Source organism: Pseudoalteromonas sp. OF5H-5, from assembly GCF_021530695.1.
GTDB lineage: Bacteria > Pseudomonadota > Gammaproteobacteria > Enterobacterales > Alteromonadaceae > Pseudoalteromonas.
This window is the reverse complement of the sequence record NZ_JAKGBF010000015.1, coordinates 22364-47135: the sequence shown is the minus strand read 5'-3', so window position 1 is coordinate 47135 and position 24772 is coordinate 22364. Positions and strand designations below refer to the sequence as shown.

22 protein-coding genes are annotated in these 24772 nt (G+C 44.2%); 12 read left to right on the top strand and 10 right to left on the bottom strand.

The features are described 5' to 3' along the window. Positions 1 to 51 precede the first annotated feature (51 nt). The gene (locus L1271_RS19320; RefSeq protein WP_010376275.1) at positions 52 to 432 is read left to right on the top strand and encodes a hypothetical protein; all 381 of its coding nucleotides are present in this window, start codon (positions 52 to 54) and stop codon (positions 430 to 432) included. Between the two features lie 118 nt (positions 433 to 550). Further along, positions 551 to 1720 carry a DUF3103 family protein gene (locus L1271_RS19315; RefSeq protein WP_235368572.1) on the top strand — a complete coding sequence of 390 codons (1170 nt, stop codon included), beginning with the start codon at positions 551 to 553 and terminating at the stop codon, positions 1718 to 1720. Between the two features lie 67 nt (positions 1721 to 1787). Here L1271_RS19315 and L1271_RS19310 read toward each other — a convergent pair whose 3' ends face one another. Then, a complete protein-coding gene (locus tag L1271_RS19310; protein ID WP_235368571.1) occupies positions 1788 to 3398 on the bottom strand; it encodes an endonuclease in 1611 nt (536 codons plus the stop codon). 299 nt (positions 3399 to 3697) lie between these two features. Between L1271_RS19310 and L1271_RS19305 the strand changes: the two genes are divergently transcribed. The 5 genes from L1271_RS19305 to L1271_RS19285 all read left to right on the top strand — a co-directional run bounded on the left by L1271_RS19305 (position 3698) and on the right by L1271_RS19285 (position 9482). After that, positions 3698 to 5515 carry an assimilatory sulfite reductase (NADPH) flavoprotein subunit gene (locus L1271_RS19305; protein ID WP_235368601.1) on the top strand — a complete coding sequence of 606 codons (1818 nt, stop codon included), beginning with the start codon at positions 3698 to 3700 and terminating at the stop codon, positions 5513 to 5515. Positions 5516 to 5559: 44 nt separating this feature from the next. After that, positions 5560 to 7281: an assimilatory sulfite reductase (NADPH) hemoprotein subunit gene (gene cysI / locus L1271_RS19300; protein WP_235368570.1), complete on the top strand. Its 1722-nt coding sequence runs from the start codon at positions 5560 to 5562 to the stop codon at positions 7279 to 7281. Positions 7282 to 7319: 38 nt separating this feature from the next. Next, the gene (locus tag L1271_RS19295; protein WP_010607797.1) at positions 7320 to 8060 is read left to right on the top strand and encodes a phosphoadenylyl-sulfate reductase; all 741 of its coding nucleotides are present in this window, start codon (positions 7320 to 7322) and stop codon (positions 8058 to 8060) included. A 104-nt stretch (positions 8061 to 8164) separates the two neighbouring features. Next, entirely contained in the window at positions 8165 to 8929 is a 765-nt protein-coding gene (locus tag L1271_RS19290; protein ID WP_102055933.1) for an amino acid ABC transporter substrate-binding protein, read from the top strand. A gap of 13 nt (positions 8930 to 8942) precedes the next feature. Beyond that, the gene (locus L1271_RS19285; protein ID WP_235368569.1) at positions 8943 to 9482 is read left to right on the top strand and encodes a DUF4124 domain-containing protein; all 540 of its coding nucleotides are present in this window, start codon (positions 8943 to 8945) and stop codon (positions 9480 to 9482) included. Here the strand turns inward: L1271_RS19285 and L1271_RS19280 are convergent. From L1271_RS19280 to L1271_RS19270, 3 genes are all read right to left on the bottom strand, one after another. After that, a complete protein-coding gene (locus tag L1271_RS19280; protein ID WP_235368568.1) occupies positions 9479 to 10564 on the bottom strand; it encodes an NAD(P)/FAD-dependent oxidoreductase in 1086 nt (361 codons plus the stop codon). The genes L1271_RS19285 and L1271_RS19280 overlap by 4 nt on opposite strands. A gap of 71 nt (positions 10565 to 10635) precedes the next feature. Continuing rightward, entirely contained in the window at positions 10636 to 10854 is a 219-nt protein-coding gene (locus L1271_RS19275; RefSeq protein WP_102055937.1) for a hypothetical protein, read from the bottom strand. Between the two features lie 77 nt (positions 10855 to 10931). Beyond that, positions 10932 to 11369: a hotdog fold thioesterase gene (locus L1271_RS19270; RefSeq protein ID WP_010607802.1), complete on the bottom strand. Its 438-nt coding sequence runs from the start codon at positions 11367 to 11369 to the stop codon at positions 10932 to 10934. 95 nt (positions 11370 to 11464) lie between these two features. On the opposite strand from L1271_RS19270, the gene L1271_RS19265 reads away from it, so the two are divergent. Further along, on the top strand, positions 11465 to 12226 hold the full coding sequence (locus L1271_RS19265; RefSeq protein WP_010607803.1) for a hypothetical protein: 762 nt from the start codon (positions 11465 to 11467) through the stop codon (positions 12224 to 12226). Positions 12227 to 12275: 49 nt separating this feature from the next. Here L1271_RS19265 and acnA read toward each other — a convergent pair whose 3' ends face one another. Together acnA and L1271_RS19255 are read right to left on the bottom strand one after the other, a co-directional pair. Then, on the bottom strand, positions 12276 to 15011 hold the full coding sequence (gene acnA / locus L1271_RS19260) for an aconitate hydratase AcnA (RefSeq protein ID WP_010607804.1): 2736 nt from the start codon (positions 15009 to 15011) through the stop codon (positions 12276 to 12278). A 268-nt stretch (positions 15012 to 15279) separates the two neighbouring features. After that, positions 15280 to 15648 (bottom strand): RNA-binding S4 domain-containing protein, encoded by a 369-nt coding sequence (locus tag L1271_RS19255; RefSeq protein WP_235368567.1) that lies wholly within the window; start codon positions 15646 to 15648, stop codon positions 15280 to 15282. Positions 15649 to 15846: 198 nt separating this feature from the next. On the opposite strand from L1271_RS19255, the gene L1271_RS19250 reads away from it, so the two are divergent. Further along, positions 15847 to 16116 carry a hypothetical protein gene (locus tag L1271_RS19250; RefSeq protein WP_010607806.1) on the top strand — a complete coding sequence of 90 codons (270 nt, stop codon included), beginning with the start codon at positions 15847 to 15849 and terminating at the stop codon, positions 16114 to 16116. A gap of 84 nt (positions 16117 to 16200) precedes the next feature. Further along, on the top strand, positions 16201 to 16863 hold the full coding sequence (locus L1271_RS19245; RefSeq protein ID WP_010607807.1) for a hypothetical protein: 663 nt from the start codon (positions 16201 to 16203) through the stop codon (positions 16861 to 16863). Here L1271_RS19245 and L1271_RS19240 read toward each other — a convergent pair. Beyond that, entirely contained in the window at positions 16840 to 17847 is a 1008-nt protein-coding gene (locus L1271_RS19240) for an extracellular solute-binding protein (protein WP_102055939.1), read from the bottom strand. The genes L1271_RS19245 and L1271_RS19240 overlap by 24 nt on opposite strands. Positions 17848 to 18075: 228 nt before the next feature. On the opposite strand from L1271_RS19240, the gene L1271_RS19235 reads away from it, so the two are divergent. Further along, a complete protein-coding gene (locus L1271_RS19235; RefSeq protein WP_233525199.1) occupies positions 18076 to 20634 on the top strand; it encodes a putative bifunctional diguanylate cyclase/phosphodiesterase in 2559 nt (852 codons plus the stop codon). Between the two features lie 133 nt (positions 20635 to 20767). Beyond that, positions 20768 to 21598, top strand: coding sequence for an arylamine N-acetyltransferase family protein (locus L1271_RS19230; RefSeq protein WP_102055941.1), 831 nt, complete (start codon positions 20768 to 20770; stop codon positions 21596 to 21598). Positions 21599 to 21646: 48 nt separating this feature from the next. On the opposite strand, the gene cysQ is transcribed toward L1271_RS19230, so the two are convergent. The 3 genes from cysQ to L1271_RS19215 are packed head-to-tail and all read right to left on the bottom strand — an operon-like array spanning position 21647 to position 24753. Then, on the bottom strand, positions 21647 to 22417 hold the full coding sequence (gene cysQ, locus L1271_RS19225) for a 3'(2'),5'-bisphosphate nucleotidase CysQ (RefSeq protein WP_235368566.1): 771 nt from the start codon (positions 22415 to 22417) through the stop codon (positions 21647 to 21649). A gap of 3 nt (positions 22418 to 22420) precedes the next feature. Further along, positions 22421 to 23017, bottom strand: coding sequence for an adenylyl-sulfate kinase (gene cysC / locus L1271_RS19220; protein ID WP_235368565.1), 597 nt, complete (start codon positions 23015 to 23017; stop codon positions 22421 to 22423). Between the two features lie 11 nt (positions 23018 to 23028). Next, positions 23029 to 24753, bottom strand: a complete 1725-nt coding sequence (locus tag L1271_RS19215) for an SLC13 family permease (RefSeq protein ID WP_029215936.1) — start codon at positions 24751 to 24753, stop codon at positions 23029 to 23031. Positions 24754 to 24772 lie beyond the last annotated feature (19 nt).

Below are 24772 nucleotides of genomic sequence, written 5' to 3'. Positions count from 1 at the left end.
CTGATAAATAAGTCATTACTAGATTTAGCTTTACAAGGTAGCTTTTAATACATGTCTGAAATTCAATTTTTAAATGTCGATTTGGAACTGGAGTCAAAGCAGGATATCAGTGCGCTAGTTTCGGATTTAAAGAAAAATGCTATCGTGCTGCATTACGATCAAGATGACTATCGTCAATTGGCTCGCATCGAAGCAAATACCAATGAATTAACCCCTGATAAAGCGATTAACCAACTGTGTGAGTTAATTGAGTCTTGCTCTAAAGCGGCACTTAAGCAATGGCTAGGTTGTACCAAGCGAACTTTTGACATTGGTTTTAACTCAGGCAAGTCGCCAAAGTGCTTTTCGCAAGCACTACAGGCAGATACGTTGCTTAGGATCTCTGCAATAGGTGCCGGTATAGAAATTACTATCTACCCAGTAGAAGAATAAAAACTCTAAAAGCTAGATTAAATTGTTTTATATGTTAACTATGTTAACGTGTTGATAATTTACTTTTATTGTTTTATCTTGTTTATTCCATAACACGGATTATTTCTAGGAACGCAAGATGAAACAACATGTAACCCTCTCTACACTAATGATAGCCATGCTCGGCGGAATGTCTTTCGCAAGTTCTGCGGCAGACAAGGTTAATCTTAATACCTACAGTTCACTTAAGCAGCTTGATAAATTTAACGCTGCACCAGTTCAAGTTGCTGATATAAAAAAGCAAATTGCGAAAAAATTAGCGCTATCACTTAATCACTTAGGTCCCCAAGTTCAAACTCAACTTAGCCAGTATCAGGATGCAGTTTCACTGGAGCAGCTACAAGTTCAGGGGTCAACTAAGCAGCTCATGACAGAAGCGAGCCAGTACACTCGCTCATTAAAAGGCCTGACTGACTATAGCTCTAATCTATACCAGCTGCGTATTGCTTCTAGCGAAATGCTAACAAAGTGGCAACAAGGTGAAGCGCCATTAATTGCTTTTGCGCCTAAAGGTGATGATAAGCACTGGCAATATGTAGAGGCTTTTGATGAGCACGGTCAATTGCATTTACTTGACGCACATACAATGCCAGAGCGACCTGTGCTAATCGTTGAACTTGATAGTGATAAGGTAAAACAAGAAGGCATTCAGGTAATGAAGCAAGTGTTTGCCAAGCAAGGCTTGGCAATGCCATCAACAGCTGTGCAGAGCAACGATGATGCAGAGCCGATTTCAACCAGTGTATTGAAGAAAATCAGACTAAATGACGATGAAGAGCCTTGGGTATCTGGGGCTGCGGAAGTTTACGGCATTGTAACAGGCGTCAACCCATCCCGAGATGAGCCTGTTCTAGATATTGTGGATATGCCATATTTGGACCACGATGGTACGGACTATACGCCTAACCAAATTATCATTCATTGGGAGCGATATCGTTGGCAAGCGGCAGATTTATTGCTGATGGAGCAAGACGACAATACTAACTATCAAGACTTAGCAACAACACTTTTGGATATTGTGACGCAAGTGATGCGTGCTATTCCTGATCCTAATGTTCAAGGCTATGCGATTATCCCGCAACTGACGAATCAATTGATCAAAGCAATGCCAAGCCATTGGTTTACTAACGATGATGACTATGTTGATGTATTTTACACCTTGTTTGAAGGACAAACTTACAACGGGCATATGGGCGCAAGTGGTAATGCGAAAGTGACGATTGAGCCACTTACAATTAACCCTCGCTAAATATTAGCCAAATATGTTATTGAAAAAAGGCCAGTTACTGGCCTTTTTTATTTCTTTTTATTTATAGTTACCAAATTGCTTCGACAAACTCTGGATGGTCTACAAATGGATTTCGGTTACCCTGAAATTCATAAGCCGCTTGGTTGCGCGCTTGCTCTAGGGCATCGACAGGATCTTCGTTATGCCATCTTTTTAGCATGTTGACGACCCAAGTTTCGAATACCTGGTGTTGTGTGCCATTGAGTACTGCATTGCTGTAGCTGGTATTATTTTGCCAGTTTGCAATCACATCTTGATAACGTGTTGCCATATAAAAGTAGACACGAGCAAAATCGCCTTTGAAATTGTCAATTGGCTCAAATACAGTGCCACTGTAATTAATACCAGATGCTGAACCTAGACGACTCCCGTTACTAGAGGTATAAGAAGCGCTTCCTACTTCACCAAATGGATAGTTACTGCGCTTTGAATTTACATAGCCATCAGAAGCAAAAATGTGATGGATATCCGAATTCATCGGTTCTACTTGACCGCCAAACCAAGATTTGGGGAAGGAGTGTTCTCGGTTATAGCAATCGCCTTCGCTTCTGTAACTGCCGCACTGGGATCCTGTAGAAACATAGCTAACACTATCATTTGCCGTTGGCTTCTCAGAGTAGCGATCTAAGATGCTGTTATCTTTTTCAAAATGGCGATCGCGCTCGTTCTGATCGATAAAGCCCCAAATAGCAGAATAACCTTGTGATTGGTGGTTACGAATAATCTGGTGTAACTCTGTTTTCAGTGCATAACCGCTCAGTCCAGCAGTGGAAGCATAGTAACCATCGCCTGAAGGAGGAGGCGTGGTTGTGCCAAGCGTAAAGGTATGATCTTGACGATTGCTGAACTGGCCGCCGGAAGCGAGCGTTGTACCCGCGTGCGTTAAGGTATACTGGCCATTACCATTGGTGCAACAAATTCCGTCGCCATAGCTGTCTAAAATCGTAAAGGTATAACTACCGTCGTTAAGGCATAAGTTTTCATTTACCGATTGATTATTGCTATAGCCACTACCACTAGCAACGGTTGTGTTTGCTGTATTAGTGATTTGCCAGCTTGTTTCGCTACCATAATTATCGGTCATCAAAGCGAGAGTGACACTATTATTTTGACAGCTCTGAGGCGGCTCTGGTGTGGTAGAAGTTGGACCAAAGCCGTCAACGTAGACAGTTTCATTACCGTCAAAACCACTGCCATCGTAAAAACGTAAGCCAACATTAATCGCAGTGGTTGCGGTTGCGGTATAGGTATAGCTAAGTTGTTGCCACTGCCCGACATTGAACTGATCTGAATAGCCATGATAGCCGTCCACCACTAATCGTGCTTTGACACCACCTTCCGTGTGATAGACCCAAGTGCTAAATTGATAGCTTTTACCTGCTTCAACGTTTACTTGCTGTTGTAAGTCTGTGCTACTTTGCGTTGCTGTGGTTACCTGCACCGCTGCGGCAAGATTACCGTCTTTTATTGGTGTCGTAACCGAGCTAAGTGTGATGCCCGAGTCTATCGTCGTCCATCCACTAGGGACTTGACCGCTCCAGCTCTCGAAACTGCCATTTGTAACTTCTGCAGCAGCGCTTAAGCTGAGTATTGAGCAATAAGAACTGAGTATTAGGTTTATATATTTCCCGTGTTTCATTTTTAGTCTCATTATTATGATTATCTGTATTATTGATTTGTCTGTGTATGACAGTTTGATTTTGCATCAAAACTGTTACGGCAATGTTAAACTTTTTAACGGTTAAATATCGAACTTCTTTTAATCTGTTTTCTTTGGACTTTTCAACCTTCAATAACTAAAAGGAATATAAAAGCAGATTCTATTCTTTTTGATCTCTCAATTTGCCACGTATGCTTCACGCTAATAAAAGTAGGCTACGCTGCGTGCGAGCCAGTTATGCAATGAGCAAGCAAACCTTTTGGGTACGGGGATCCATGATGTTGTTAAGTCAACTTAATGCTGCAGCAAGTCCGCTGACACATGAACAACTGCAAAAACTACAAGGCTTAGTTGGAGAGTTAAATCCAATCCAACAGGCATGGGTGAGTGGCTATTTAGCTGCAACCGCAAATTCAGCTGCATTATCAGGTATTGCTGGACAAGCAACAGCGGGCGCTGACGAGTCTGCACCTCTGACTATTTTATTTGGTTCACAAACCGGTAACGCAAAAGGGGTTGCAAACCAAATTAAAGCTCGGGCGGAAGCGCGTGGCTTGACGACTAAGTTGGTCAATATGGCTGACTACAAACCTGCCAACCTGAAGAAAGAGAAATTCTTGGTGATTGCTGTCTCTACTTACGGAGAGGGGGAGCCACCAGAAGATGCAGAAGCATTGCATGAATTCTTAGCGGGTAAGAAAGCGCCTAAACTGGAAGGTGTAAAGCAAGCTGTGATTGGCCTTGGTGATTCAAGTTATGAATTCTTCTGCCAAACGGCAAAGGATTTTGAAGCGCGCTTGGCTGCCCTTGGTGCTGAAATTGTTGTGCCGCGAGCTGACTTAGATGTGGATTATGAAGCTGAAGCCGAGGCGTGGATCGCACAGGCGCTAGATGCATTAGAGCCTGCGCTTAAAGCTCAGCAGCAAGCAGGTGGTGGTAACGTTATCAGCATGCCGTTTGGTGCTCCTCAGGCCGCAGCTAGTCAATATACAAAGCAAAACCCATTCGCGGCCGAGCTGAGTGTGGTACAAAAGATCACTGGCAGAAACTCAAGCAAAGATGTGCGTCACATTGAAATTTCGCTTGAAGGCTCTGATATCACCTATCAGCCGGGTGATTCACTTGGCGTGTATTTCTTAAATGACCCACAAGAAGTGGCGGCGGTGATCGATGTCTTAAAACTCGACAAAGCACAAACCGTTAAAATAGGTGAACTCACCGTTTCATTAGAAACGGCGTTGATTGAACATCTTGAGCTAACACAGTCGTATCCTGGCTTTGTTGAAAAGTATGCGATTGCGACTGGGAATGAGGAGCTAAGCGCACTTGCAAACGATAAAGCGGCATTGCGTGCTTATATCGAAGAACGTCAAATCTTTGATGTGATAAAGCAAAACCCTGCCAACATTGAGGCGCAAGCGCTAGTTGATTGTTGTCGCAAATTACAAGCGCGTTTGTACTCTATCGCGTCAAGCCAAGCTGAGGTGGAAGAAGAGGTGCATTTAACCGTAGGTTTAGTTGAATTTGATACCTTTGGTGAAAAGCATTTTGGCGGCTGCTCAGGTTATTTAGCGAATCGTGCTGAAGAAGGCACGAAAGTGAAAGTATTCAGTGAGCACAACGATAACTTTAGATTACCTGTCGACAATGCCACACCTGTGATCATGGTTGGCCCAGGTACAGGTATCGCACCGTTTAGAGCCTTCTTGCAAGAACGTGAGGCGCGTGACGCAGAGGGTGAAAACTGGCTGTTCTTTGGTAATCCACACTTTACAGAAGATTTCCTTTATCAAGTAGAAATTCAAAAGTATGTAAAGTCGGGTTTATTAACACATGTAGATTTGGCATTTAGTCGTGATCAGGCAGAAAAGATTTACGTGCAAGATAGACTGCGCGAGAAGGGCGAAGCTGTATTTGCATGGCTTGAAAAGGGCGCTCATTTTTATGTCTGTGGTGACGCTAGCAGAATGGCCAAAGATGTACACCAAGCACTTATCGACATCATTAAAACCCATGGAGGGAAAGATGATGAACAAGCTGAGCAATATCTTAAAGCATTGCGTAGCGCAAACCGTTATCAGAAAGACGTTTACTAACGCGTCTTGTTATACCGTCAGCCAATTTTAATGTAGGAAAGACAATGAGCAACTCTGAAATCAAACCGAATAGTAAGCTCGATGCAAACGCAAAGTTTTCTGATAATGAGCGTTTGAAGTCACAAAGTGCCCACTTACGTGGCACAATTTCAACGGATCTGACCGATCAACTAACCGGCGGCTTTACTGCGGATAACTTCCAATTGATCCGTTTCCACGGTATGTATCAGCAAGACGACCGCGATATCCGCCCAGAGCGTACTAAGCAACGGCTTGAGCCACTGCATAACGTGATGCTTCGTGCTCGTATGCCTGGTGGTATCATTAAACCACATCAGTGGTTGGCGATTGACGAGTTTGCAGCGGATAAAACCATGTATGGCAGCATTCGTCTGACAACACGTCAAACTTTCCAGTTCCACGGTGTACTGAAGCCAAACATCAAAGGGATGCATCAGCTGCTGAATAGCGTAGGTATCGATTCTATTGCGACGGCGGGGGATGTAAACCGCAACGTGTTATGTACAACTAACCCGGTCGAGTCTGAGTTACACCAAGAAGCGTACGAGTGGGCGGCTAAAATTTCAGAGCACTTGCTACCAAAAACTAAAGCTTACGCTGAGATCTGGCTGAACGGTGAAAAAACAGAGACAACGGCAGAGCCGATTTTGGGTGATACGTATTTACCACGTAAGTTCAAAACTACTGTGACTATCCCTCCGAACAATGAAGTCGATGTGCATGCCAATGACCTCAACTTTGTTGCTATTGCAGATGAGGGCAAGCTAATTGGCTTTAATGTGCTAGTGGGTGGTGGTTTGGCGATGACCCATGGTGACGTTAATACCTATCCACGTAAAGCTGATGACCTTGGCTTTATTCCGCTTGAGCATACACTTGCCGTTGCTGAGCATGTGGTTTCTGTGCAACGTGACTGGGGTAACCGAGTAAACCGTAAAAATGCAAAAACCAAATATACGCTAGATACATTTGGTACTGAGGTGTTTAAAGCGGAAGTTGAAAACCGTGCCGGTATGAAGTTTGAGCCAAGCCGTCCTTATGAATTCACTCACCGTGGCGACCGCTTTGGTTGGGTTGAAGGTATTGATGGTAAGCATCACTTAACGGTGTTTATCGAAAATGGCCGTATTTTAGATTTCCCAGATAAACCACTTAAAACAGGTTGTCGCAAAATTGCAGAAATCCACAAAGGGGATTTCCGCATGACTGCAAACCAAAACTTAATTATTGCTGGAGTTGCAGCTGAGGATAAAGCGCAAATCGAACAAATTGCCCGCGAGCATGGTTTGATAGATAGCGAGCATTCAGAGCAGCGTAAAAACTCGATGGCGTGTGTATCGCTACCGACGTGTCCACTTGCGATGGCAGAGGCGGAGCGTTATTTACCTGAGCTTGTGACAAAGGTAGAAGGGTTGCTCGCCAAGCATGAGGTTGCTGAAGAGAATATTATCCTTCGTGTAGTTGGCTGCCCTAACGGCTGTGGTCGAGCGATGCTAGCCGAGGTTGGATTCGTGGGTAAAGGACCTGGTAAATACAATATGTATTTAGGTGGTAACCGTGCTGGTACTCGCATTCCTAAGCTGTACTTGGAGAATGTCGGCGAAGACGTCTTCCTGCCAGCGCTAGATGAGTTGATTGGTCAGTGGGTCAGTGAGCGCAACGAAGATGAATGTTTTGGTGACTATGTCATCCGCAAAGAAATCGTTGCGGAAGTCAAAGTGTCAAAAACTGATTTCCACGCTTGATTTAGAACGGGCAGCTAGGCTGCCCATTGGATGAGAAAATGAGTGATTTTAAGCAAATATTGACTCTGGACAGCGCAACTCAGCGGATGCTACTCGCGGATGCTAATGCCCTACTGAGTGATAAAACTGCCGAGCAGAGAGTGGCTTGGGCACTGGAAAACTTACCGGATACTCACTTTTTGTCTTCTAGTTTCGGTATTCAAGCTGCGGTTATGTTACATCTTTTGACTCAGCAGCAGCCTGATATCCCCGTGGTACTTACCGATACGGGCTATTTGTTTCCTGAGACGTATCAATTTATTGAATCACTGTCAGAGCGTTTGGCACTCAATCTTAAGATATACCGTGCTAAGCAGAGTCCTGCTTGGCAAGAGGCGGTGTATGGTAAGTTATGGGAGCAAGGCGAAGAAGGGATTAAAAAATACAATACCCTAAACAAAGTTGAGCCGATGACTCAAGCGTTACGGGAACTTGGCGCAGGCACTTGGTTCAGTGGCTTACGTCGTCAGCAGTCTTCAACGCGTGCGGATAAGCCAATCGTTGAGCTCAGTCGCGGCACGGTCAAGTTTTACCCTATTATTGACTGGCATAATCGTGACGTGTATCAATATCTTACGAAGTTTGATTTGCCTTATCACCCGCTCTGGGAACAAGGTTATGTTTCTATGGGGGATGTTCACACCACCCGTAAGCTTGAACCTGGTATGACTGAGGAAGAAACACGTTTCTTCGGTCTGAATCGTGAGTGTGGGTTGCATATTGATGGTGATGGTATTTAGATCCGTAATATTCATTTAGTAGATTTGAGTGTGGCTGGCTTTTTGACTTGGAAATTCCCAGCGATCGGTCATACTTAGTCTATTATTCGTTCAAGGTCTTGGAGGTGGCTTTGATCTACTTTCCAAAGACGATATTATTGCTATTTAGTTGTACTCTATCTTTTGTCGGACATGCCAAGACTGCGGAAGAAAGTAAAACGTTTGTCAACTTTGCAGTACAGTATTATCCTCCGTTCATTATCGAACATGCCCAAGAACGGGGTGTGCTCATTGATATTTTTGAGCTGTTTGCAGCACAATATCATTACCAACCAAACTACCCTGTTTATCCCGAAAAACGTTCGACTGTAGAAATCGAACGAGGAAATGTCGATGTGCGGATGGAGTCAGAGCATTGGTATCGTGGTACTATGCAAATGTGTTGGAGTGCGCCAATTTACACAATTGAAGACGTATTTGTTACACACAAGCAGGCTGAGCAATTTGATGTAAATGGCTTAAACGAGCATTTATTTTTAGGTCGATTTGGTTATACCTATCCTCAGCTAGAGCCGTATTTTGATAGTAATATGCTGCAGCGCAAAGACTATTACTCAGAATTTGATATTTTGTCCGTGCTTGCGGGCGGAAGTGACAAAAGTCTCGCTTTTTCTATTGTTGGCGAACCAACACTGCGTTGGTTACAGCTGAAATATCCAGTATTAAAAAGTACTATCAGCGTGCGCGGCGTTTCGGATGTCGCGCCGTTGCAATTGCAGTTTGGCCGCACTCAAAGAGCGAAAAAATTGTGTGATGACTTTAATCACTTTTATGCTGACTTTAAAAAAACGGAGCAATTTAAGCAGATACTGTTAAAGTATGGGCTCTAAGGAAAGTCAGAGTATGAAGATGAAAGCCGCAAGTTACTTAATGATTATGATAATGCTGGTGGCGTTAGCCAGTTTGTTTGTATTGAAGCGCCCTGATGGCAAGCCATGGTTAAATGTAAATTCGTTGACCAACAAGGTTGAGCAGCAGGTAACAGCATTAACGGATCAAGGTGTGACAGCGTTTGATAAAGTGAAAACACACACGAAGGAATTTGTGAGTGACGACACTCAGCAACCTACATCTGGGGTACAAGTGTATCGTTGGCAGGATGCTAAAGGACAATGGCATTACTCTGATAAACCCAATCCAAACGGCGAGTCGCAGTACTATCAATTAGATGAGCGCAAAATTACCGTGATAGCAGCTGAAGACACAAGTATTCTGAATAAACAACCAGCGCAAGCTGTAAGTAAAGAAACCGCTTCGGCATTACCAACTGCATTAAATCCAAAAGCGGTAAAACAGGTGATGGAAGATGCGAAAAACATCCAACAGCTGATGGACGATAGAACGAAACAGCTTGAAAAGGCGCTGGAGGAAAACCAGCGCTAAAGTCGTTGTTCAATATATTCTGCAATGGCGAGACTTGCGGTCAATCCCGGTGACTCAATCGCCATTAAGTTAACAAAGCCTGATATTCCATGTGTTGCCTCGAACTGAATTACAAAGTCACTTTGCTTTTCTTTGCTTAGTTTGGGTCTTATCCCAGTGTAATCCGCTGTAAGCCTACTCTCATCCAGACTTGGCCAGTACCGCTTTATTGCGGCGACAAAGCGCGCTTTTTGGGAGTCATCAAACTGGTAATCAATATTTTCAATATATTCGGTATCAGGGCCAAACTTGAGTTGCCCAGCTAAATCTACTGTCGCGTGTACGCCTAATCCATGCGTGTTAGGGAGAGGGTAGATGAGCTGTTGAAATGGGTGCTTACCATGATAGCGATAGTAACGGCCACGACAATAATAGGCGATGGCTTTGTCGCTATCGCCGGTAATTTTATTGAGCACATCGGGGGCATTCAGCCCCGCGCTGTTTATCAGCTGGTCACAGCCCATTTCGAACTGCTCGCCATCGCAGCGCATCGCAACAATAAAATCACTGCCTAATTGCTGCGCGTGAATAAACTCACTTTGCATTGCGACAATCCCCCCATTACTTTCAATCTCAGCGATGAGTGACAGTATAAATTGGTGGCTGTCTAAAATACCGGTGGAGGGAGAGAATAGTGCGCTATGTATTTTCAAATAGTTGAGCTGTTGCTCGATGGTCTTGGATGAAGCAAAGTCAATATCCGTGACAGAGTTAGCATGGGCACGCGTCTTAATTTGTTCTAGGCTTTTCGCTTCCTCTGCGTTTGTCGCAACAATGAATTTACCGAGTCGCTGAAAGGGAATGTTTAGCTGCTCACAGTGCGTGTAAAGGAGTGCTTTTCCTCGAACACAGAGCTGGTGCTTTAAGCTACCATAAGGATAGTAAATGCCCGCATGGATCACTTCACTATTACGGCTACTCGTATGCTCACCAACACGAGATTCTTTATCGATAACAATAACGCTGCGGCTCTGGCTGAGCTTTGCTGCTATCGCTAAGCCTACAACGCCTGCGCCAATAATTAGGGTGTCGACCTTTTCCACAAACTGAGTACCTTCATAAACGTAGACGCTCAGGGTGCAGTAAAACCAACCCAATATCAAGCTGGTATACGCTAATCTCGGTGCTCTCGACGCATTAGCAAAATGGTCAGATATATTTTAGTCGGTAAAGAACAAATGAGACCAAGCGCGACACAGCTCGCACCAATTATAAAACCGCTCGGACCAAGATCATTCAGCCAGTCGGTCGTTAACATGGTGTGGCCCGTGAAAATTAAAATCAATCCCGCTACGATGAGCATATGCAGAGGCCAAAGCTTTTGAGTTGACACAGTACCACCTCACTATTTTGTGTGTTGCAATAATAATGAGGTGGATTTGGTTTTTTGTAGTTGTGATAGATCAAGTTTTAGCGTGATACCACTGCGGCGGTCATTCTGGAAATGCAGCATAGTTCATTGCGACTGTTAGTGATGCGGATCTCCCATACAGATGAACGTTTTCCTAGGTGCACTGGCTTAGCTATAGCTGTGAGCATGCCTGTTCTCGATGCTTTTAAGTGATTAGCATTGATCTCTTGCCCTACACAGTAGAATTGTTCGGTATCTACAACAAAGTTTGCTGCGTAACTTGCAACGGTTTCCGCTAAAGCAACGTTTGCGCCGCCATGGACCATACCCATGGGGTTATGATGTTCAGGAATCGCAGGCATAGTAGCAACTAAGTAGTCGTCACCCACCTCGCTGATTTCTATCCCTAACGTTTTCATAAGCGTACCTTTACCTGTCATGCCATCTTCCAGCTTTTTGCATAACTCTACACTTACGGGTTTAAACCAGATTGCCATACTTGTCTCTCTTTTGAATACATATGCTTACATTTTTTTACTATGGCGATTTTTTTTCGTAGTTACAATCGTTTCATTAACATAAAGGGGAAAGTATGAAAGCATTATCACTGATAGGACTGTTATTTTATTCAGGTTTCAGTATGGCCAACTCTCACGAAGTAAGTGTTGGTTTCGGAGAGTTTTTAGAGATTGAGGATGGATTCTTAGGTGTTCAGTATCGACACTACCTTACTGAGTTAGAGAATGATGGTACACCCTATGGTTTACAGGGGTATCTGCAAAAGAGTAATAACTTCTCTGTAGGTGGTTTTAAAAATGATGATTGGCATCTTTATCAAGCTGATGCTGAGTTCTTTATTGGACGAGACTGGCGAGTTGCCGTTGATGTAACTCAATTTAGAGATGACTCTGCACTTTTTACTGCGACGCGAGATACGATAGCGCTGGTACAAGTGGGACGTTTTGTTAGTGAGAATATGCAGCTTGGTGTTACGCTCATTGGTGAGCGCTCAGAATTTGATAACTACGGAGTGGATGAACGAGATACAGAAACGGCAATAGCGCCATTTTTTCGTTATACAGAGATTGATAATGGCGTTGGATGGGATGTAAAAATGCAAAAAGTCGCAGCCGACATCGACTTTTGGCAGATCCATGCTGGCTATTATTTGGCTAAGAATTGGCAGATCTCTGCATCAGCTCGATTACGTGAAGATGATTTTGATCAATCCGTAGTGGAGTTACAGACTGATTATTGGTTTAGTTCACAATCGGCGCTGAAGTTTGGAATTGGCAGTGCGCTTGATGATGGTGGCATCAATACAATTACGCTGATTTACACTCAAAGGTTTTAAAAAAGACGGCCGGTGCCGTCTTTTCCATTAAAGTATTGCCAAATGAGGCCTATAGCATTTGTCTTAAGACGTACTGTAAAATCCCGCCATGTTGGTAGTACTCCCACTCTTTAGGGGTATCGATCCGGATATCCGCCGAAAACTTGATTTCTTTGCCATCCGCATTTGTTGCCGTGACTACCACTTCGGTTGATGTGTCGTATATCCCTTCAATTTCAAACTCTTCTTCGCCAGTTAGTCCCAGTTCTTCGTGGCCATCATCTGGTTTAAATTGTAGCGGTAATACCCCCATACCAATGAGGTTAGAACGGTGAATACGCTCGTAGCTTTTAGCAAGTACGGCTTTAATCCCAAGTAGTAAAGACCCTTTAGCAGCCCAGTCTCGTGATGAACCCGTGCCGTACTCACTGCCCGCGAGCACAACGAGTGGCGTATTACGCTGCTGATAATGCTCCGCAGCATCGAAAATACTCATAAGTTCGCCCTCAGGCAATAGGCGAGTAATACCACCTTCGGTACCTGGAGCCAATTGATTGCGTAAGCGCACGTTTGCAAATGTACCTCGCATCATAACTTCGTGGTTACCACGACGCGAACCGTAAGAGTTAAAATCAGCTTGTTTCACTCCTTGCGCTTGTAAATACTCCCCAGCTGGGGCCGAGGCCTTGATATTACCTGCTGGAGAAATATGGTCAGTCGTTACTGAGTCACCCAGTTTAGCGAGACAGCGTGCGCCTTTGATACTTGGGATCCCTGGTGGTTCTTTACTCATATCATCAAAGAAAGGGGCTTTTTGAATATAAGTAGAGCTATCTTGCCAATCATAGCGCTCACTCTGATTTACCGCGATTTGTTGCCAATGTTGGTCGCCTTGGTAAACGTCTGCATAGTTCTTCTCAAACATGGCTTGTGTGACTGTCTGAGACACAAGTTCACTGACTTCTGAGACCGATGGCCAAATGTCTTTTAAGAACACATCTTGGCCATCATCGGTTTGGCACAATGGCTCATTGTAGACATCGATATCAGTGCGGCCTGCAAGTGCATAGGCAACAACAAGTGGCGGCGAGGCGAGAAAGTTCATTTTTACATCTTGGTGGATCCGCCCCTCAAAGTTGCGGTTTCCTGATAAGATGGAACTGACAACCAGCTGATGTTTAACGATGGCTTCGTTAATTTCTTTCGGTAAGGGACCTGAGTTGCCGATACAAGTCGTACAACCATAGCCCACTAAATCAAAACCTAGTTCAGCAAGAGGTTCCAATAGCTCGGCTTGTTTTAGGTAATCGGTAACTACTTTTGAGCCAGGAGCCAATGAGGTTTTTACCCAAGGCTTAGGCTTTAAGCCAAGTGTCTTTGCTTTTTGTGCAACAAGGCCTGCGGCAAGAATAACACTTGGATTAGAGGTGTTTGTGCAACTTGTGATGGCGGCAATTACGCAGGCGCCATCGACTAATTCAAACTCTTGATCTTTAAATGTAACCTTACCGACGCCAAGCGTCGCGGGCTCATCTTGATCAACTCGAGAAGTCCCGCCTTCACCAACAGTGCGAGCTTCATCTTGATCTGACACGGCATTTTTTTCACTGCGCTCATGTTGGAATTCACCTAAATGGGCTTGAATTGTTTTGCCTGCGTCATTGAGAGGAATTCTATCTTGTGGGCGCTTTGGACCTGCAAGGCTTGGAACCACTGTCGCTAAGTCTAGTGTCAGTACGTCGGTGTAAAGTGGTTCATCTCCTGGTTCTCGCCACATGCCTTGATGTTTGGCATAACCTTCGATTAATGCAATTTTTTCTTCATCACGATTGGTTAGTCGTAGATACTCCAAGGTTTCGTTATCAATGGGGAAAATACCGCAGGTTGCCCCATATTCAGGTGCCATGTTGGCGATGGTGGCACGATCGGCAAGTGGTAAGTCTGCTAAGCCATCACCAAAGAATTCGACAAACTTACCCACTACGCCGTGTTCACGTAGCATTTGTGTCACGGTGAGTACCAAATCAGTTGCGGTTGTGCCTTCAGGCAACTGTCCTTCCAGTTTAAAACCAACGACCTGAGGAATGAGCAGCGAAATTGGCTGACCAAGCATGGCGGCTTCGGCCTCAATGCCGCCTACGCCCCAACCTAAAATGCCAAGACCGTTGATCATTGTGGTATGAGAGTCAGTTCCCACTAATGTATCAGGGTAGGCGAATGGCATACCATCGATTTCTTTTTCGAATACGACACGTGCTAAATACTCTAGGTTAACTTGGTGCACGATCCCGGTTGCGGGTGGCACCACTTTTAGATTGTCAAACGCGCCTTGCCCCCAGCGCAAAAATTCATAGCGCTCTTTGTTGCGTTGGTACTCTAACTTTGCATTAAGATCAAAGGCGCCATCGTGGCCATATTCGTCTACTTGTACAGAGTGGTCTATGACCATTTCAGCGGGTGATAAGGGATTGATTTTATTTGGATCGCCACCGAGTTTTGCCATAGCGTCACGCATTGCTGCAAGATCCACGATGGCTGGTACGCCTGTAAAATCTTGCATCACGACACGCGCGGGCGTAAATGCAACTTCTTTACTGGGTTTATCTTCCGGCTTCCAGTTGAGTAAGGCATCGATGTCTTGAGCAGTCACGTTCTTGCCATCTTCATGACGCAGTAAATTTTCTAATAAAATTTTAAGCGAAAACGGTAATCTTCTTGCCCTATCGCTTAAAGCTGGAAGTGAGTGAATATGGACCTGACGCTCGCCGACGGTAAGCTGAGTCAGAGTGTTATATGAATTATTCATGCTTGACCCTTTCCTTATACCAACTGCACTTAAGATTTGCTCTATATAAGAGGGAAGTAGAGCATCCAATTAAATGAATTGGTTTTGTTCTAAAAATGCATAACAAGGTGCATAGAATGTACCAGTTGCAGACTTGCCGTTTTTTTGTACTGCTATAGTCCTAGTGTTGATTGGACACTTTTTCAAGGGGGAAGTGCACTTTCGCGAAGCATCGGTGCACTAAAAAGGTGAGCGTTTTTGTAATTAAATACGTCAACGTGTGAGATTGCTAGCCAAAGGAAATGGGTTTTCGGCCTGTATTTTTGTCCACTTGTGTGTAAGATTTTCCTGACTTTTGTCGTTTTTTCTTACTCGGCGTTGGTGCCGTTTCGGCGCGTGGAGTGGCAACTGCACGCGGTTGCGGCGTTGCATCAGGTGCTAAGGTTAAATGAAATTCATCACCATCAAAATGCAGAATATCGCCTGAATAAATCTTTTTACGTTTTTGCGTACATATTTCATCGTTGACTGCTACACAACCTTCAGTGATCAATAACTTAGCATGTCCGCCAGTTTCTGCTAAGTCGAGTACTTTCAAAAGGTTACACAATTCTATCGGCTCTTCTTCGAGCTCAATTTCAATAAACCCATCTTGCATTTTCATAACCTCAACATGCCGTATTTACCTAACACAGCCAGTGTCTTATTGCCTTATACGACAGTATATAAAATTACTGCGGTGAATGACGAAACTTTTTCGTTAAATCCGGGGTCTTTAACATTACTGAAGCATTTGGTGTGTATCTTGCACGCCGTCCACGCGATTTGTTTTTATCAGTATTTTATGGAGGCAACGATGGGTATTCGCACAGCATTAAGAAAAGAGCTTATGAATGTAGATAAGACAGATCTAATGACCGCGGATGATGTACGTCACTATGTCAATGAGTCTCTCACACAAGCCAAGGATAAGCTTTCTGTCATCTCCCGATTTAATGAGCATCATAGTCAGGTGCAAGCAGGGCTGCCAAGTCAGGAACTGCACTTACGTCATCAACAGCATCGATTGTTTAAAGATATTCTTTACCCTAAATCTTCTGTTGAAAATTGGTTGTCTAGGTGTTAATTTGAAGCATTAATAAGACTGAGGTTGAAGCATACTTCCCTAGGAAGGTGCATTTCAAACCGAGGCGTAACACCAAGGATGACAATGCAACGTATTTTCGCAATTGCTACTTTATTGTTGAGTGGCTGTAGCACCCAAACTTTACATATCTTTGAATCCGGCCTCGATGAAGGTACTAGAGCTAACTTAGTTCAAGCATTAGAAAAGCGAGATATTCATTATCGTTTTACCGAGCTTCCCGTACCGCTACAATATGAGAGTGCACAATTAAATATTCCACCGATGACTTCAGGCGACAATTGGCTTAGGGATATTGAATATGTAGTGAAAGAGATTGGTTTTGATACGCTGACAATTTCAGAATTTAATATGGAAGGGCACCGTTATACACCGAATAACGCGGGGTTGTATCTGGTGCAAAACAGAGCTGCTCAAGCATTGCCAGATCTATTGTTTGCCCACCAATGTAAAGATGATTCTATCCAATTGCAGCTGAAACCCAATGGTCATTGGCAGCAGGTTGGCACTGAGTATCGGGGGCGTTGGATCTATAAAAGTAATTCTCTTACGCTCACGTGGCATGAGAAATCCGAGCAGCACCCCTACCAGCAAGTGTATGCCGAGCGTGAACATACAGTGCAGACATTACAGGGACCCAAGCCTGCAAAAACATTTACCCGCCAGCAGCTTTTCGATGGGCCTGTGCCTGTATTTAACTGTGACTTACAAGTGATCTTTGCTGAGTGAGTTAATAACTCGTTGGGCTCGTGACACTTGCTGCAGGCCGAGCTTCACCTGTTTCGTGGCGGGGACAAATGGAGTAGGAGCCGTTTGCGAGCTCTGAATCACAGGATATTCATGAAGCAAATTAGCATACATGGATTGAGTACTCGGTTTCAGCAAGAAATCAATAAATAGCTCGGCATTGTGTGCATTGGGTGAATGCTTTGCTATCGCAACCGTGGTGGTAGAAATAGGCGTTTTTCCCGAGTGCATCTTCAGAAAGTGGATCTCTAGCTGTTCGGCAAGTGCCTTATCGCGCTTATTCTCGGAGTGCTGCATCATGCTCCAGTAATAGTGATTCGCCAGCGCAAATTCACATTGGCCTTGTGCAAGCGCTCGCAGTTGATCTCTATCTCCTCCAGCAGGACGCTTTGCTAATAGCGTATTAGCGTGGTTGAGCCATGAGGAGTCATTGCTATTTGAAGAAGCGTAGAGGCTCGATGCTAACGTCAAGTTATAACTATGAGACCACTGGCGAATGCAAAATTTACCCTTGTAAAGCGATTTATCTAAATCCGAAAAGTGCTCGGGCAAGGGTGTAGAAACACCTTTTTTACGGAATAATGCGCGTGTCCTTATCGAAACACTGAGCCAACGCTTATCATCATCCTTGAGTTCAGGGTTTACTGCTTGCCAATTTGTGATCTTGTCGATAGGACGCAGTAGTGCTTTGTAATCATGCAGCTGAATTAGATCGGAGGTGAGCAACACATCGGCCTTTGAGTCCGCGCCATCGCTTTTGAGACGCTCAAGCAGTTGTGCTGATTTACCATTTACGAGGTTTACGGTGATCCCAGTCTCTTTTTCAAATGCCTGGAGGACAGGTTGAATTAATTCATATTTTCTAAATGAATAGACGTTTACTTGCGAGGTGTGGGGTTGCTTCGCAACCGCTTGATCAAAATGTACCCAAAAGAGTAAAAAAAGAAAAAGTTTACTTTTATTCATTGCAAATAAGAATTATTATCGAATAGGTGTAGCATACAATGTTCGATGAAGATGTCCAGACTTAAACGACGCGTTTTTACAAATGCCATTCTCCATAGTGCTCAACAGGTTTTTAAGCAAAGATTTCCTGTGTTGGGGTTCATATTGTTGTTTGCTTGTTTGATATATGTTGGCTTGATAGCGAATATTTACTACCAGAACCAATCAGAAAGCAAAAGTGCGCAGGAGTTGACACGATTAGAATACTTACTGGATAGTAAGTTGCAACACGTTGCCCACCTACTGTATTCGATAGATGCCTACCTCAACACCCATCAAGATGCAGATTTTTATGAGATAGCGCAATCACAGCTCACCACGGCGAACTTAGGGTTGAGTATGGAAACATACGCAGTGGTTTCACCTGAGCAATTCTCTACATTAGAGAAAGTGCAGCGAGAAAGAGGGTATTTTGACTTTAAAATTAGAGGCAATGTAGATGATCAGGCTAACCAATGGCTGGTGGTTACCCGTGCCGCACCTGTGTCTGAAGTTGGCCAGACAGTCGGGCAGGCGGAGGTACTTGAGAGAGATATTTTTGCAGAGCGGGATGAGAATGACTTAACGACCTATGTCCGGCCAAATAGGCAAAAACTCAGTGTATTGATAGAGCAACCGCGTTTTGGAGAGTTTAAAACGCTACTGGGATTAAGTTTTGAGTTACCTTTTTTATTGGATTCACTATTTGGCCAATTATATCAGCAGCGTAAGCAACACTTATTGGTCTCTTCAAAAAAAGAAATTATTTATAGCTCCGATTGGCAGACACGTTTCGACCTTCAGAATTTAACGCCAAGTGCGGTACACACCATTAATTTTTATGGTTTGCCCATTACCATGCAGTTGTATGATGAGGCGTGTTTACATCCAAGTTGGTTAAATAACCATAGCGTACTGATTATACTCTTTTTAGGTATTTTGGCCGCCTGTATTTTATTGGTGTGGATCCAGCTAAGACAACTGAAAAACCGCAATGAAACTGTCAATAATTTAGTTGTTGAAAGAACTAAAAGCCTAGAGGTGTCTAACCACAGGTTACAAGTCGAATCTAATAAGCGCTTAGGGGCTTTGCAGCAACAGGTCGCTGCAGAGCGTAAGTATAAGAGTTTATTCGTTAATAGCCATGAAGGTTTATTTGTACTAGACCGCGAGGGCTATATCATTGACTCCAACCCCGCTTTCAATGCGTTACTTTTTGGTGGGCGTATTCCTTCGCCAAATACAGACTTTAGTGCGCTTATGCGAGACTCTGAGTGTCATGAGCAGTGGAACCAGATTGTTGCCACGAAGCAAGCTCACCAAGAAATGGAGTGGTTAGCAAAAGCAGAATCGGGAGAGCATATCTGGCTTAGACATTCAGGGCATTGGCTGCATCAACCGGATAGTTGCCTGTATGAGGGGAGAGTGACGGATATTACTCAGGCTAAACTGTTCCAAGAGCAATTGCGATATAAAGCGCAACATGACAGCTTGACCGATCTGCTAAATCGTCAGAGCTTTGTGTCTTTGGTTGATAAGCTTCGTGAGCGTAAACGCGCCAAGTTTACTTTGCTATATATTGACTTAGACCGCTTTAAGCTAATAAACGATACCTTAGGCCATCAAGCCGGCGATAAGCTGCTTATTGAATTTGCAACAAGAATGCGTATGCTGCTTAGTAGCTATGCCGATATTGCCCGGCTTGGTGGTGATGAATTCGCCGTCCTTATTTACGATGAGCATCTACTTGAACCAATTGAGGGGGTGCTTGAAGATATTCTTGCGCGGATCCGAGCGCCATTTCTGTATCAGGGTAACAGTCATTGTGTAAGTGGTAGCGTTGGCGTACGTCACTTTACCGCTCCGTGTCTACATTGCGATGCAGAGAAACTACTACATGATGCCGATATTGCAATGTATGAGGCAAAGAAGCGAGGTAAGAACACTTATCATATATTCACTAATGCTATCGCTTGCGAAGCGGGTCGAAAGATCCAGATTGAGCAAGCGCTACAGGCAATAGTCATGTCTCGCGAATTAAGCCTGAATTTGCAGCCCATCTATTGTCAAAAAGGGCAGAATTTAAAAGGGTTTGAAGCGCTACTACGCTGGAATAGTCCAATGCTCGGAGAAGTAAGTCCCGCAGAGTTTATTCCCATCGCAGAACAATGTGCGAAGATTTCAGAGCTTGGTCGCTGGGTATTTGATCAGGCGCTCAATTTTATCAATGCCATAGGAGACAGTACCCTTTTTGTCGCGGTTAATGTTTCTCCGTTGCAACTCCAGTCGCAGGAATTTATCGATTGGTTAGTGTCTCGCTGTGAGGATGAAAATGTTGCGATGAAACAAATTAAGCTTGAGTTGACAGAATCCGCCATGATGGCAGAGGAAAACATGCTTATAGGGCCGCTGGAGCAACTTCATCAAGCGGGATTTGGCATCTATATTGATGACTTTGGCACAGGTTATAGCAGCCTTGCCCGGCTCAATCATCTTCCCGTGGATGGCATTAAAATAGATAGAGCTTTTATGTCCGGCATTGAGCTGGGTGGTAAGGCGACGCAACTCATTGAAGCGATTTGCGCGATTGCGCACAGTTTTAATCTAGTAGTGACAGCCGAGGGCATTGAAACGGCAGCACAGCTTGATACGTTATCAAGGCTTTATTGCCATCAAACGCAAGGCTATCTTATGTCGAAGCCGCTGGTTGTGGCAGAAGCTAAACGCCTCGCTTTGCCGAGCAAAAAAGTGCATCAGTTATTTGCCTAGTTAACCTGAGGTTTGGATAACAAAGTGACATCTTATGAGGTGATAGAAACAATGGTTGAAAAAGTAAAAATACCTATTGACCTTAACATGGGTTGAGGTTTTAACCTGCCTTCATCAACTTTAGGAGTCAGTCATGGAATTAGAAGCGAATATCAATCAATATCTTAGCAGCTTATCGTTACAGCACTTTGCTGGGATTGAGCTGGTCACCGAGTTACAACAAAAACACCTCTCTCGTTACGCCTTCTCAAGTATTAATGCCATGTATGGTGAGCGTCTGTTGCTTGACCCATTACCACTATTTAACCGCTTAGTGATCAACAAACAAGGAGGCTACTGCTTTGAGCATAACAAGGTGGCATTTTTAGCGTTGCAACAGCTTGGGTTTACGGTAAGGCCGGTTCTTGCGAGAGTAATGCTAAATGGTAACCTCTCCAATCCTCGTTCTCATCGGATGACATTGTTAAATTTGGACGGCGAGCAGTATTTGGTTGATGTGGGGTTTGGAGTGAAGTCTCCTCGTGTACCGATTAACATCAATCAGGCCTTAACTATCCAAGGTCGGCAGACTTATCAGGTACAAAAAACAGCAGACACAGTTAAAGTTACTTTGTTAGAGGAAGGAGAAGCACCGCTCACTTTATATCATGTCGACCTTGCTGAAGTGTTCGAATCCGATTGTGAAGTGGCACACTTTTATTCCCATCAACATCCTGAAGCGGCGTTTGTGAATAACTTAGTGGTTTCTCGAATTACAGATTGCCATCGTTATTTACTGCGTAATCAGAGTTATTTTGAATGGCATGAATGTGATGGCAGTGTTACTGAAACTGCAGTTGAGAGCTTTGCTCAGCTGGAGCAGTTGGTAAAAGAGACATTTTTGCTTGAAACGCCAAGAGCGGTTTTAAAAAGCGTATACGATAAACTCCTAACTCGCGTCGCAAATAAACCAGTCGAACGTTAATTCGACTGGTTTTACGTGAATTAGTTTACGGTATTACCACCTTCTAGCTTAGTCTTCCAACCTAGAAACCACAAAATAGGGGTTAAGATACTCGGCTTTTTGATTATAGCGCAGAGGCTCGCCATTCACTTGGCTGACTTTTGCCCCAGCGATACTCGCCACCGCGTGTCCGGCCCCGGTATCCCACTCTGAAGTTGGGCCAAGGCGAGGGTAAACATCGGCTTTACTTTCGGCCACTAAACATAACTTAAGTGAACTGCCTTTAGGTACCATGTCGACTTGCTCGAAGCGGGTAAGGTACGCAGCCAAATCTGGTGAAGGGTGTGAGCGTGAGCCAACTACCTTGATTAAACCTTGATTGGGCTTTGTCGTGACTTTTAGCTCTATGCGAGCTTCACCCGTTTGCTTGAACGCGCCAATACTTTTTTCTGCAAGGTAGCTTTCATTAAGTGCTGGAGCATGAACAACACCAAGAATGGGTTCACCGTTATTAATAAGTGCAATATTTACCGTAAATTCGCCATTTTTCTTGATGAATTCCTTGGTGCCATCAATGGGGTCAACCAGCCAATACTCTTGCCATTGTTGGCGCTCTTGCCAATCTATTCCTGCGCTTTCTTCGCTTAATATCGGCATTTCGGGAGTGAGGGTTTTTAGGCCTGCAACAATAATTTGATGTGCAGCGAGATCTGCCTCAGTGACGGGACTTTCATCTTCTTTATATTCAACATTAAAGTCCTTGGCATAAATCTCCATAATCGCTTCACCAGCGCGAATACTCAGATTTAATACTTCTTCCAGCAGATCCGTATGATTCATGACTTACCCTATTAAATTTTTTGACAGTAGATAGTGTATTAGCTGCTGGACAGATTCTTCCAGCGACTGCTCGGAAGTATTTAAACATATTTCTGGACTAATTGGGGGCTCATACGCCGAATCTATGCCAGTAAAATGTTTTATTTCTCCAGCACGCGCTTTTTTATACAAACCTTTAGGGTCTCGTTGCTCGCAAACTGCAAGCGGCGTATCTAGATATACTTCAATAAACTCGCCGCTTGCGACTAAGTTACGCACCATATCTCGTTCTGCTTGAAAAGGAGAGATAAAAGCGGTGAGTACCATTAGTCCCGCATCGACCATGAGTTTGCTGAGTTCACCCACTCGACGAATGTTTTCGACTCGGTCTTCATCGCTGAACCCTAAGTCTTTACACAGTCCATGCCTGACATTATCTCCATCAAGGAGGTAGGTATGTATGCCTTTTGCTTGCAGTGTATGCTCAAGAGCATTGGCCACGGTGCTTTTACCTGAGCCTGAAAAGCCTGTAAACCACAGCACGCAAGGCTTATGACCTTTTAATTCGCTACGTTTTGTTTTATCTACGGCATAGTTATGCCAAACAATATTTTCGTCCATACTTTGCTCTATTAAAATGGAAAGACAAATGGAATAACAGTCAGTACCGTCGCTGAATAAATCAACGACAAGGGCAGTCCCATGGTGACGTAATCACGAATTCGATAGTTGCCTGCGCTATACACCATGAGGTTAGTTTGATAGCCAAAAGGTGAGATAAAGCTCGCGGATGCGCCAAAGGCTACCGCCATTACAAATGGCAATGGACTTACATCAAAGCCACTTGCCAGCGCATAAGCTACTGGGAATGAAAGTGCTGCCGCGGCATTGTTAGTGATGAGTTCGGTAAATATCACAGTCATCACAAAAATGGCGATAAATGCACCGTAAGGACCAAAATCCCCTAACAACCACAATAAGCTCGAAGAAATCTCGGCTGCCAGCCCGGTTTCAATCATTAACTTCGCCAGTCCTATCGCACTGCCAACAATAGCGACAAGCTCAATAGGAAAACGGCGTTTCATCTCTGGGACTTTAATTGTACCGAGCACCACAAGGGCAGCGAGTAACACGATTAACCCTTTTACCAGCGGTACAACTCCAAAGATGCTAAGGCCAACCACTGTCGCAAAACTCGCAAGTACGGTGTTGGACTTATTGCGAGATAGATGTGTTTGTAAATCTAGGCCCGAGATATACACAAATTCGCGTTTGAGATTGGGGAGTGCATAAAAATCGCTGCTTGGTGCTAGTATTAAAGAGTCACCCGCTTGTAATTCGACCTGACCGATTCCACCTTGTAGGCGATCATGACCACGACGTATCGCAATAATAGCAGCATGAAACTGCTCTCTAAAGCGGATCTCTTTAATGGTTTTTCCAAGAAAGCGTGAAGACTGACTGACGACCACTTCCACCAAGTGCTCAACGTCTTTCTCGTGTTTATCATGGACTATCTTTAATCCATCGAAACGCTGTAACAGTGGCACTGAGTTGATGTCGCCCACAAATAGCAGAACATCACCAGCAAGAATTTCTTGTTGTGGCGTAACGGCGCAGATCCGTCGTTCACCACGAATGATTTCAGCAAGAAATAAGTCTTTGAGGTCGCGCAGGCCGTTTTCTTCAACCGTGCGGCCAACTAGCTTGGAGCTTGGCTCAACTTTCCCTTCTAAATAAAACGGCACGACCTCATCATTATTTTTGCCGTTGTCGGGCAAATATTTGAGCATAATCGTGATGGTCAATAAACCAACACTCAGGACGGCAAGACCAACTAAGGTAAAGTCAAAAAAGCCCAGCGGTGCCATCCCTGCTTCTACGGCAAAGCCATTAACAATAAGGTTGGTAGAAGTACCTATTAGCGTTAACGTACCACCTAAAATAGCGGTATAAGAAAGCGGTAATAGCAGCTTAGAAGGCGCGTGTGTTTTGCTCTCTTTAACGGTGGTGATCAGCGAAGCAACCACCGCAGTGTTATTGGTAAAAGAAGACAAAAAGGCGGTGGATAAACCCAGTTTAATCACCGCTTTTGCGAGACTACCTTGTGCCATTGAGTGGGCGAGTTTTTTGACTAAGGTTGTTTTTTCAATCGCAATAGAAACTAGGATAAGCAGCACAAGCGTGATTAAAGACGGGTTCGCATAATTCACCAACATCGATTCAAGATCGATGAGGCCAGTCAAATAACTTGTGGCGATTGCGCCTGTGAATAGCCATGCAGCGTTAATGCGTGTGGCAAAAAGACACACGACTAACGCTAGCATAATGCCTGTTAAAATGACTTGTTCCATAATGACGTCATACCTCGTCTAA